This window comes from Pseudoxanthomonas sp., assembly GCF_002863005.1.
Classification (GTDB): domain Bacteria; phylum Pseudomonadota; class Gammaproteobacteria; order Xanthomonadales; family Xanthomonadaceae; genus Pseudoxanthomonas_A.
On the sequence record NZ_PKDG01000020.1, the window covers coordinates 1 to 11,938 of the forward strand.

An 11,938-nucleotide genomic window follows, 5' to 3' on the forward strand; every position below is an offset into this window, starting at 1 on the left:
GCATCTTGTGCAGCGCCACGGTCGCAGCGGATCACGGGTCGCTTTTCCTCGACGCGGCGAAGGCGCTGGACTGCTCCCTGGCGGAGGAGGTCCTGGACACCGGCTTGGAGGACCACCCGCACGCGTACAGGGGCGACCCGGTGACGCTGGGAGACCTGAGCGCCAGCATCGTGCTGGCGCGTGAGCGCGGCGACCGGCCAGTGGTCCGGTATCAGCTGGAACTGGCGGCGCAGCTGCGCGCGCTCCCCCGCCTCGCTCGCTGCACGGTCGGCACGGCCCAGGGCCTTCGCGAGATCAGGCGGCAGGACCTGCCCGACCAGGCGGGTGCGTGCGGGCAGCAGCAGGGTGGCCTGGGCCATGACGGGGCGACCGCGGTCAGTCGGCGTAGGAAACGCTGATGATTTCGTACTCGCGCTGGCCGGCCGGCGCATCGATGGTGACCGAATCGCCCTCGTGCTTGCCGATCAGGGCGCGAGCGAGCGGCGACGAGATCGCGATCAGGCCCAGCTTGATATCGGCCTCGAGGTCGCCGACGACCTGGTAGCGCTTCTCTTCATCGGTATCCACGTCCGCCAGCACCACCTTCGCGCCGAACACGATGCGCGAGCCCGCGTTGAGCTTGCTCACGTCGATGATCTCGGAATGCGAAAGCTCGCCTTCCAGCTGCTTGATGCGGCCTTCGATGAAGCCCTGCTGCTCGCGGGCGGCGTGGTACTCGGCGTTTTCCTTCAGGTCGCCGTGCGCACGCGCCTCGGCGATCGCGGTGATCACCTCGGGGCGCTTGACCGTCTTCAGAAGGTCCAGTTCCTGGCGCAGGCGCTGTGCGCCCTGCATCGTCAATGGGGCTCTCACCCTTGAAGCTCCTTGTGCAGTTCCTGCAACGCCAGCACCGGGCCCGTGCCGCGGTATTCCAGCGAATGCACCAGCGCCTTGGCGCCGGCGACGGTGGTCGAATAGGTGACGCGGTGCTGCAGGGCCTCGCGCCGGATGGAGAAGGAGTCGGCGATGGCCTGGCGTCCTTCCGTGGTGTTGACGATATACACGATTTCGCCGTTCTTGATCAGGTCGACCACGTGCGGCCGTCCCTCTAGCACCTTGTTGATCTGCTCGCAGTCGATGCCACGCTCACGCAGCCACGACGCGGTGCCGGCGGTCGCGACGATGGAGTAGCCGCGGCCGACCAGTTCCTGCGCCACGGGCAGCACGCGCTTCTTGTCCGGGTCGCGAACCGAGATGAACACCTTGCCCACCGGCGGCGCCTTGATGCCGCCGGCTTCCTGCGCGCGCGCCATCGCGGCACCGAAGCTCCGGCCGACGCCCATCACCTCGCCGGTGGAGCGCATCTCCGGCCCGAGGATCGGGTCCACGCCCTGGAACTTGGCGAACGGGAAGATCGCTTCCTTGACCGAGTAGTAATCGGGCACGATTTCCCTGGTGGCGCCCTGCCCGGCAAGCGTCTTTCCGGCCATGCAGCGTGCCGCGATCTTGGCCAGCGGCATGCCGGTGGCCTTGGAGACGAACGGCACGGTGCGCGACGCGCGCGGATTCACTTCCAGCAGGTAGACGATGTCGTCGCTGCCGTCCTCGCTCGACTGGATGGCGAACTGGGTATTCATCAGGCCGACGACCTTCAGTGCCTTGGCCAGCTCGACCACTTGGCGGCGCAGTTCGTCCTGCGTCTTCGCCGACAGCGAATACGGCGGCAGCGAGCACGATGAGTCGCCCGAGTGCACGCCGGCCTCCTCGATGTGCTCCATCACGCCGCCGATCAGCACGTTGCCGTCGGCGTCGGCGATGATGTCCACGTCCACCTCGACCGCGTTGTCGAGGAAGCGGTCCAGCAGCACCGGCGAATCATTGGAAACCTTGACCGCGTCCCGCACGTAGCGTGCCAGGTCGGATTCGCCGTACACGATTTCCATCGCACGGCCGCCCAGCACGTACGACGGGCGCACGACCAGCGGGTAGCCGATCTCGCGCGCCAGCAGCAGGGCTTCCTGGTCGTTGCGGGCGATCCGGTTCGGCGGCTGCTTGAGGCCCAGCGAATCCACGAGTTGCTGGAAGCGCTCGCGGTCCTCGGCGAGGTCGATCGAGTCGGGGCTGGTACCGATGACGGGCACGCCGTTGGCTTCGAGCGCGCGCGCCAGCTTCAGTGGGGTCTGGCCGCCGTACTGCACGATGACGCCCTTCGGCTGCTCCAGTTCGACGATGGCCAGCACGTCTTCCAGCGTCAGCGGCTCGAAGTACAGGCGATCGGAGGTGTCGTAGTCGGTGGAGACGGTTTCCGGGTTGCAGTTGACCATGATGGTCTCGAACCCGTCCTCCCGCAGCGCGAGCGCCGCATGCACGCAGCAGTAGTCGAACTCGATGCCCTGGCCGATGCGGTTTGGCCCGCCGCCGAGGATCATGATCTTGTCGCGCGTCGTCGGCTCCGCTTCGCATTCGTCCTCGTACGTCGAATACAGATACGCGGTGCTTGTGGCGAACTCGGCCGCGCAGGAATCCACGCGCTTGTAGACCGGCTTCACGCCCAGCGCCTTGCGCAGGACACGCACGGCGGTTTCGTTGGTGTTCGCCAGCTGCGCCAGGCGCGCATCGGAGAAACCCATCCGCTTCAGGTGGCGCATGCGCGCCTTGTCGAGCGAACCGAGACCGTCGTTGGCCAGCTGGCGCTCGGCCGCGATGATCTCTTCCATCTGGTCGAGGAACCAGGGGTCGATGAACGACAGCGCATGCACCTGCTCGACCGTCATGCCGGCGCGGAACGCATCGGCCACGTAGAACAGGCGCTCCGGACCCGGCGCTTTCAGTTCCCGGCGCAGCGTGGCCAGGTCGTCTTCGTCGGCAAGGTCCAGTCCGGTGGGATCGAGGCCGACCTTGCCGGTTTCCAGGCCCCGCAGTGCTTTCTGCAACGATTCCTGGAAGGTGCGGCCCATCGCCATCACCTCGCCCACCGACTTCATCTGGGTGGTGAGGCGCGCATCGGCCTGGGGGAACTTCTCGAACGCGAAACGCGGGATCTTGGTGACGACGTAGTCGATCGCCGGCTCGAACGACGCCGGCGTCAGGCCGCCGGTGATCTCGTTCTTCAGTTCATCCAGCGTGTAGCCCACCGCCAGCTTGGCCGCGACCTTGGCGATCGGGAAACCGGTTGCCTTGGACGCCAGCGCCGACGAACGCGAAACGCGCGGGTTCATTTCGATGACGACCACACGGCCTGTCTGCGCGTTGATGCCGAACTGCACGTTCGAGCCACCGGTATCCACGCCGATCTTGCGCAGCACGGCGATGGAGGCGTCGCGCAGGCGCTGGTACTCCTTGTCGGTCAGCGTCTGCGCCGGCGCGACGGTGATGCTGTCACCGGTGTGCACGCCCATCGGGTCCAGGTTCTCGATGGAGCAGACGATGATGCAGTTGTCCGCGGTATCGCGGACCACCTCCATCTCGAACTCCTTCCAGCCCAGCACCGACTCCTCCACCAGCACTTCGGTGGTCGGCGACAGCTCGAGGCCGCGGGTCACGATGTCGACCAGTTCCTCGCGGTTGTAGGCGATGCCGCCGCCGCTGCCGCCCAGCGTGAAGCTGGGGCGGATGATGGTGGGATAGCCGACGCGGGTCTGGATTTCCAGCGCTTCCTCCAGCGTGTGGGCGACCGCGGCCTTCGGACACTCCAGGCCGATCTCACCCATCGCCACGCGGAACAGCTCGCGGTCTTCGGCCATCCGGATGGCGTCGCGCTTGGCGCCGATCAGCTCGACGCCGTACTTCTCGAGCACCCCATTGTCCGCCAGGTCCAACGCGCAGTTCAGCGCGGTCTGCCCACCCATGGTGGGCAATAGCGCGTCGGGCTTCTCCTTGGCGATGATCTTCTCGACCGTCTGCCAGTTGATCGGCTCGATGTAGACCGCGTCCGCCATCTCCGGGTCGGTCATGATGGTCGCGGGGTTGCTGTTGACCAGCACCACCCGATACCCCTCCTCGCGCAACGCCTTGCACGCCTGGGCGCCGGAATAATCGAATTCGCAGGCCTGGCCGATGACGATCGGGCCTGCGCCGATGATCAGGATGGTGTTGAGGTCGTTGCGCTTGGGCATGGGGGACTGCTTCCAGGGTTACGGGGCCGAGGCGGTCTTCGCGTTCGGCCCGATGTACTTGTCAAAGAACGCCAGCATCTTGGTGTAGAGGTTGACGTTGTTCTGCAGGTCGCGGAAGCCGTGCGCTTCCTTCTTCTCGACGATCACGTCATCGGGTTTCTTGCCGACCTTGGCCAGTTGCGAAATCAGGAAGTGCATGTTCTTGATCGGCACGCGCACGTCCTTCTCGCCGTGGACCAGCAGGATCGGCACCTTGATGCGCTCCACGCCGTATGCCGGCGACTGCGCCATGCGCTCGGCAGCGGTCGGCGGATAGACGTCCTTCAGGTAGTTGCGACCGCTTTCATGGCCCATGAAGTCCGCGTCGCGCTGCGCGTCGAGGTCGTAGACGCCCACATAGCCCACCGTGCAGCGGTACAGGTCGGGCTCGCGCACCACGCTCATCAGCGCGGCATAGCCGCCGTAGGACGCACCGTAGATGCAGACGCGGTTCGGGTCAGCGATACCTTGCGCGACTGCCCAGCGGACCGCGTCCGTCAGGTCGTCCTGCATGGTGGTGCCCCACTTCCGGTAACCCATGCCTTCGAAGGCGTTGCCGTAGCCGCCGGAGCCGCGATAGTTGACCTGCAGGACGGCATAGCCGCGGTTCGCGAACAGCTGGACCTCGGGATTGAAGCCCCACTCATCGCGCGGGCCATGCGGGCCGCCATGCGGGTTGATGATCAGCGGCAAGTTCTTGCCGCTGCTGTCCTTCGGGATGGTGATGTAGCCGTGGAGGGCAAGACCGTCCCGTGCCTTCACCACGATGGGCTTCATCGGCGACATGTCTTCCGGCTTGATCCAGGCCATGCTGGCGGTCAGGAACTGCGCCTGACCCGTCTGGCGATCGAACAGATACGCCTCGGGCGCCTGCACGTCCGAATAGACCCGCATCATCAGGTAACGCCCGTCATCGGACGGTCGCTGGAAGCGAACGGCCTTGCCGGGGAACGCCTTTGCGAGTCCCGCGTACACTTTCGTCTCCGGATGCTCCGGAGCCACCCAGTCCCAGTAGGGGACACCGTCTTCGTACCACACGCCCAGCAGGGTCTTCTCGTCACTGCTCCACAGATAGCCGGAAGGACTGACGGTGCCGTTGCTGGAGACGGGCGTCTCTTCGCGGGAATCCACGTCGAGCAGGACGATGGTCTCGGGCTTGCCCTGCTCGCCTTTCGCCATGTACACGCGCTTGTTCTGCGCGTCGAAGCCGAGCGGATAGTAGGTTGCACCGTTGCGTTCGCTCTCGTGGACCAGCGTCCACCGATCGCCATCGCGGCGATACGTCACGTTGCGGCCGTCGTTCATCGCGCCGGCCACGAACCGAACCTTGCGGTCATGGTCGACCAGGAAGCTGCCCTGCTCGACCGGTGCATTGGCCACCGTGGTGATGCGGCCGTTGTTGACGTTGAGTTTGGAGAGGAAGGACGTTTCGACGGACCGCTCCACGAGGATCGTATCCGGATCCTCGGGCGTCAGGTCCACGATGCTGTAGCTGTTTCCGTTCGGGATATCCATCCGGCCCGTGCCGTCCAGGTTCGCGGCGTACATGTCGCCTCGCGCGGTCTCGAAGTCGAATCGACCCGTCTTGAACGTCACCACGAACAGCAGGCGCTTGTCGTTGGCCCAGACGACCTGGCGGAAATGGCGGTTCTCGCCATAGTCGAACTTGCCGACGATGGCCTGGTCCGCAACCCGCACGATGGCGAGCAACGTGCGATCGGCCTGGGGAACGTTCACCGCCATGTGCTTCCCGTCGGGAGAAAGCGCGACGGAGGTGAACTGGGGATCCTTGAAGAAATCCTGGATCGGAATCTCACGCGCGAAGCCCTGCACAGGCAACAGCGCGAGCAGCAACAACAGGCGCACCATCATTTTCATCTTCCACTCCCTGAAATGGAAAGGCAGCGATACGCCGCCGTACGGACAATCGATGGCGCTGGGCCATCCCCCTTCACGATTACCTCGCCTGCTCCATGCAGACAATGAAACGATCGAACAGCGGTGAGACATCATGCGGCCCCGGCGATGCCTCCGGGTGGCCCTGGAACGAGAAGGCCGGCGCGTCTGTCAGCTCGATGCCCTGGTTGGTGCCGTCGAACAGCGAGCGATGGATGACACGCACGTTGGCCGGCAGCGAGGCCTCGTCCACGGCGAAGCCGTGATTCTGCGACGTGATCATCACGCGGCCGGTATCGATGTCCTGCACCGGATGGTTCGCGCCGTGGTGGCCGTGGCCCATCTTGAGGGTCTGTGCGCCGGCGGCCAGCGCCAGCAGCTGGTGGCCGAGGCAGATGCCGAACGTCGGGATCTTCCTCGCGATGAATTCGCGGATGGCGGTGATGGCGTAGTCGCACGGCGCCGGATCCCCCGGGCCGTTGGACAGGAACACGCCGTCGGGCTGCAGCGCGAGCACGTCGGCCGCGCTGGTCTGCGCCGGGACGACGGTGACCTCGCAACCGCGTTCGGCGAGCATGCGCAGGATGTTGTGCTTAACACCGAAGTCGTATGCCACCACCTTGAACTTCGCGGGCGCCTGCACGAAGGCATTGCGGTCCAGGTCGAGCTGGCCATCGCGCCACGGATACGGCTTGTCGGTGCTGACCACCTTGGCCAGGTCCATGCCTTTCAGGCCGGGGAACTTGCGCGCGGCTTCCAGCGCCTTCTCCACGTCGACATCATCGCCCGCCATCAGCGCGCCGTTCTGGGCACCGCGCTCGCGCAGGATGCGCGTCAGCTTGCGCGTATCGATGCCGGCAATGGCCACGATGCCGCGCGTGGACAGCCATTCCGGCAGGGCCTGCTGGTTGCGCCAGTTGCTGGGGCGGCGCGGTACGTCGCGCACGATCAGGCCGGCACACCAGACCTTCGACGCTTCGTCGTCCTGGTCGGTGCAGCCGGTATTGCCGATGTGGGGATAGGTCAGGGTGACGAGCTGGCGGGCGTAAGAGGGGTCGGTCAGGATTTCCTGATAACCGGTCATCGCGGTGTTGAACACCACTTCGCCGACCGAGAGGCCGTCTGCGCCTACGGATTCGCCCTCGAATACGGTGCCGTCTTCGAGTACGAGGATTGCGGGTCGTGTCACGGGGTTCGCCTTGGGGTGGAGGAACCCTGTCCCACCGGCTTGCGGCTGCAAGAAACCGCAGACGCGGCGTTCATCCGGTCCGTGGCGATGGGTAACAGGCGAGCGGGAATTGTACGGAAACGGCCTGTTCAGCGCCACCGTTTTTTACGCCGGATGCTCGGCGGCGTGCCCAAGCCCGCCGTGTTCAGGTTGTAGCGCGACGTGGGCAAGCCAGCGTGCCTTCACGCCAACAGGTCGCGCACCCGGTAGCTGCCCGCCGGGCGCCCGGCGAGCTGCCGCGCAACGTGCAGCGCGCCGCGTGCAAACACATCGCGATGCGTCGCCCGGTGCACCAGTTCCACCCGCTCGCCCAGCCCGGTGAACTGCACGGTGTGCTCGCCGACGATGTCGCCCGCGCGCAGGCTGGCGTAATGCACGGGCGCGCCCGCGCTGCCTGCCGCGCCTCCGAGCGTGAGCGCCGTGCCGGACGGCGCATCCTTCTTGTGCACGTGGTGCGACTCCACGACATCCACGTCCCACCCCGGCAGCGCTGCCGCGGCTCGCTCCACCAGGTCCGCCAGGACCGCGACGCCAAGGCTGAAGTTGCTTGCCCACACCAGCGGGATGCTCTTCGCCGCCTGCACCAGGGCGCCCGCCTGCGCGTCGGCCATGCCCGTCGTTCCGGACACCAGCGCCGCGCCACGCTCGACGCAGAGGGCGAGGATGTGATCGAACCCGTCGGGCAGGCTGAAGTCGATGGCGACATCGAAGGCCGGCACGCCCGCCAGCTCGCTGGCCGCGAAATGGGGGACGCCGTCCACCACGCGCGGTGACGGCGTACGCCGTGTCACCGCCGCGACGACCTGGCAGTGGCCGGCCTGTTCGGCGGCGAGGCGGAGCAACGCCTGGCCCATGCGACCGGACGCACCATGGATGAGGAGACGGATCGGGGAGGCGTTCATGGCCGCATGGTAACCGCTGGCCCGCCAGGCCGGGCTACGGCGCGGCCGGATGACCGAGGAAGTAGCCCTGCGCGAAGGGCACGCCGAGTGCTTTCAGTGCGTCGCACTGGCGTTCCGTCTCCACGCCTTCCGCGATCAGCTGCGCGCGCGTCCCCTCGGCGAATGCGAGCAGCGCCGCGATGAGGGCCTGCATGCGCGGGCGCTGGTCGACTTCGCGCACCAGCGAGATGTCGAGCTTGATGATGTCCGGGGAAAGCCGCAGCACGTGGCGCAGGCTGGCGAAGCCCGCGCCGGTGTCGTCCACCGCGATGCGCACCCCGCGCGCCTGCAGCGTGGCGAGACAGGTGTTCAGCTGTCCGTAGTCGTCGACAGGCGTGTGCTCCGTGATTTCCAGCACCAGTCGCTGCGGCTCGCTCGCCGCCAGCAACGATGAGAGGCGCTCGTTGCATGCGGTCTCGGGCGACACATTGAGCGCGATGTAGGCGTCTCCGGGAATGCGCGGCAGGCACGCCAGCCCGGCTTCCACGGCAGCGAGTTCCAGTGGCACGCTCAAGCCGTGCCTTGCGGCGTCCTCGAACCAGCGGCTGGTGGACAGGTCGTATTCGATCGGGAAGCGTGCCAGTGCCTCGTACCCGACGGTGGCGCCGTCGGCAAGCCGCACGATGGGCTGCAGGACGCTCGTCAGTCTGCCCTCGCGCAGCACGTCTTCGAGGCGCGCCCTCGCCGCCTGCGCATGCTGGCGGTCCCGATCCAGCGCTCCCTTGCGCGTTTCCAGTGCCGCGCGCATCTGCGCGTGCTCGATCGCCTTGTAGAAGCTGGCGGCCACCAGCGTACTGAGCTGTTCCAGCGTGCGGCAATCGGCGTCGCGGTAGGCAATGGGCGTCGCCGAAACCACCTTCAGCACGCCGACCACCTGGCCACGGAAATGCAGGGGGGCGACCAGCATGGAACGCAGTCCGACCCGCCGGCAGGCATCGCGGTTCACGCGTGCGTCGTCCTCGCTGTCGTCGCACCTCAGCACACGGCCTTCGTGGATGCAGCGACCGGACAGGCTACCCTCCACGGGGATGCTCATGCCCACCATGTCGTGCGCGATGCCGCTGGCCGACCAGTAGCGCATGACCGCGCCATCGCGGATTTCCAGCACCGCGCCGTCGGAGCGCGTCAGGGCCTGCGCACGATGGGTGATCGCATCCACGACATCCTGGGGCTCGGGACCGGCCGCGGCGATTTCACCCTGGGCGACCACGATCTGCGTGAGCAGGGCGATCGCCTCCTCGTCGTCCTTCCGTGCAGCCAGCACCTGCAGTGGCGACCGCGTCACCCGCGTGTTGTCCTGACCCATCTCCCGTCGCTCCCTGAGGATGATGAAGCTCATGCGACGGTCGTGGCCGCCGCCTCGTGGGGGATGCTAGGGCTCTCGACTCACGCTTGTCGAGTAAACGGGTTTACATGCCGATCGGCGGATTCGATGGTCGATCAGGCGGACGACACGATCCGACCGATACCGGTCTCCGCGATTTCGGCGACGGCGCGCTGCAACGCCTCCGCGTCGATGTCCGTGTCGAATCCGATCCGGAAATGCACGTCACCCTCTGGCGTGCGCGACGAATGGATGGACGACAGGCTGACGTCGTGTCGCTCGAACACATGCAGCAGGCTGCGCAACGAGCCGGGCCGGTCCTGCGGCAGGTGAACGCTGAGCGCTTTGTCCGCCGACAGGTCGGCCAGCAGGTAGCCGATGCGCTCGTAGTGGTAGTTGCCCTCCGCGAGCGCAGCGGCACCCACCGCTTCGCGGTTGTCGTGCAGGAACTCGTTGCGGAAGGCCTCGCGTGCGGCGTCGCCGCCTTCTTCCACCAACGCGGCCATCCGGGCCACCTGTTGTCCGAGCGCGCGCAGGACCTCGGACGCATGTGGATTGCCGAACTGGATGTCTTCGTAGATCGCAGGGTTCAACGACAGGATGCGCGCGATGATCGCGGCATCCATCTCGAAGGAGGCCGAACGGAAAGGCATCACCGAGGCGAGATCGCCTACCCTGTCGGCCTGTCCCCTCAGCACGCCCGCCTGCGCCAGGTGCGTCGCATGCACCATGGCCTGCACCAGTGCCATCACGCGGTCGTGCTGTTCCGGGGTGGCCTCCACGCATTCGGCGTCCAACGCCTCGAGCAGCGCGGTCAGCCACGGACGCCAGCGGTCGAGCCGCGCCTCGCACACCACCATCACCCTGCCCTTCAGCGTCGGCGACTTGGGCGGGGCGGTCATGGGGTGCAGGCCAACGACCTCGGCCCGGGACCGCAGCATGGCGGCCACCGGCGCGGCCTTGACCGACGTCACGTCGAGCCACAGCTTCCCGCTCTCGCCGCCGCCCGCCAGGTCCACGTAACGCTCGATCAGCGACACCGTCGCCCGGATGGGTGCGGAAAACAGAAGTACGTCGGCACGGCGGACCAGGTCCGCCTCGTCCGTGGAAGACGGGTCGGCGGGATCATGGCCGATCACCTCCAGGGCCATGCGGTTGCGGAAGAACTGCTGCAGCCAGCGGCCATAGGCGCCTGCACTGCCGACGATGCCGATGAGGGGTCCGGGCACGAAAAGGGCTCCACGAAGGAGCCCCATTCTAGAAGCAAGCCGGCGCGTCCCGTCGTCAGGACGTCATGCGGTCCCAGAAGCCCTTCACGCCGTCGAGAAACGTCGCCGACTTCGGCGAGTGCTTGCGCGCTTCCTCGCCGCTGAAGGTGGCTTCGAACTTCTCCAGCAGCTCGCGCTGCTCGCCGGTCAGGTTGACGGGGGTTTCCACCACCACGCGGCAATAGAGGTCGCCCTCGCTGCGGCTGCGCACCGATTTCACGCCCTTGCCGCGCAGGCGGAACAGTTTGCCGGTCTGGGTTTCGGCGGGAATGCGGATCTCCGCCTCGCCCCGCAACGTCGGAACGCGCACGGTATCGCCCAGCGCCGCCTGCGAGATGCGGATCGGCACTTCGCAGTGCAGGTCGTCGCCATCGCGCTGGAAGATGTCGTGCTCGCGCACGCGTACTTCCACGTACAGGTCGCCCGGCGGCGTGCCCGGAGGGCCCGCTTCGCCTTCGCCGGTCAGGCGGATGCGGTCGCCATTATCCACACCGGCCGGGATCTTGACCGACAGAACCTTTTCTTCCTCCACGCGACCGGCGCCATGGCACTCGGTGCAGGGATTCTTGATGGTCTGGCCGCGCCCGCCGCAGGCCGGACAGGCCTGCTGCATGGCGAAGATGCCGCGCTGCATGCGCACGTTGCCGCGACCGCCGCAGGTGCCACAGGTCTCGACCTTCCCGTCCGCCGAGCCCGAGCCCTTGCAGGGCTCGCACGCGACCAGCGAAGGAATCTCGATGCGCTTCTCGATGCCCGCGACCGCTTCCTCCAGGTCGAGCTCCATGACGTAGCCCACGTCGGCGCCCCGTCGGGCGGCACGCGCGCCACCTCCGCCGAAGATGTTGCCGAAGATGTCCCCGAAGATGTCGCCCATGTCCGGGCCGCCGGGACCGCCACCGCCCATGCCATGCTCGAATGCCGCATGTCCGTGCGCGTCGTAGGTGCGTCGCTTGGCGCCGTCGGACAGCACCTCGTACGCCTCCTTGCACTCCTTGAACGCCGCTTCGGCCGCGGCATCGCCGGGGTTGCGGTCGGGGTGGTGCTTCATAGCACAGCGACGATAGGCCTTCTTCAGGTCCTCATCGCTGGCGTCCCTGTCCACGCCCAGGACTTCGTAGTAATCGCGCTTGCTCATGTGTCGTCAGGCT

Annotated in this window: 8 protein-coding genes and 1 pseudogene; all 9 read right to left on the reverse strand. The window is 66.8% G+C overall.

What is annotated here, in order from left to right:
* Window positions 1-161 precede the first annotated feature (161 nt).
* A pseudogene (locus tag CYU89_RS10175) lies at window positions 162-359 on the reverse strand (phosphoglycerate mutase); the annotation flags it as partial.
* Window positions 360-375: 16 nt separating this feature from the next.
* On the reverse strand, window positions 376-840 hold the full coding sequence (gene greA / locus CYU89_RS10180) for a transcription elongation factor GreA (protein ID WP_296280735.1): 465 nt from the start codon (window positions 838-840) through the stop codon (window positions 376-378).
* 8 nt (window positions 841-848) lie between these two features.
* Entirely contained in the window at window positions 849-4,094 is a 3,246-nt protein-coding gene (carB, locus tag CYU89_RS10185) for a carbamoyl-phosphate synthase large subunit (RefSeq protein WP_296280679.1), read from the reverse strand.
* Window positions 4,095-4,112: 18 nt separating this feature from the next.
* Window positions 4,113-6,011, reverse strand: a complete 1,899-nt coding sequence (locus CYU89_RS10190; protein WP_296280681.1) for a S9 family peptidase — start codon at window positions 6,009-6,011, stop codon at window positions 4,113-4,115.
* A 79-nt stretch (window positions 6,012-6,090) separates the two neighbouring features.
* A complete protein-coding gene (gene carA, locus CYU89_RS10195; protein ID WP_296280683.1) occupies window positions 6,091-7,218 on the reverse strand; it encodes a glutamine-hydrolyzing carbamoyl-phosphate synthase small subunit in 1,128 nt (375 codons plus the stop codon).
* Window positions 7,219-7,439: 221 nt separating this feature from the next.
* Entirely contained in the window at window positions 7,440-8,159 is a 720-nt protein-coding gene (gene dapB, locus CYU89_RS10200; protein ID WP_296280684.1) for a 4-hydroxy-tetrahydrodipicolinate reductase, read from the reverse strand.
* Between the two features lie 34 nt (window positions 8,160-8,193).
* On the reverse strand, window positions 8,194-9,537 hold the full coding sequence (locus CYU89_RS10205) for an EAL domain-containing protein (RefSeq protein ID WP_296280686.1): 1,344 nt from the start codon (window positions 9,535-9,537) through the stop codon (window positions 8,194-8,196).
* A gap of 101 nt (window positions 9,538-9,638) precedes the next feature.
* Entirely contained in the window at window positions 9,639-10,751 is a 1,113-nt protein-coding gene (locus CYU89_RS10210; protein WP_296280688.1) for a prephenate dehydrogenase, read from the reverse strand.
* A 55-nt stretch (window positions 10,752-10,806) separates the two neighbouring features.
* Window positions 10,807-11,925 carry a molecular chaperone DnaJ gene (dnaJ, locus tag CYU89_RS10215; RefSeq protein ID WP_296280690.1) on the reverse strand — a complete coding sequence of 373 codons (1,119 nt, stop codon included), beginning with the start codon at window positions 11,923-11,925 and terminating at the stop codon, window positions 10,807-10,809.
* Window positions 11,926-11,938 lie beyond the last annotated feature (13 nt).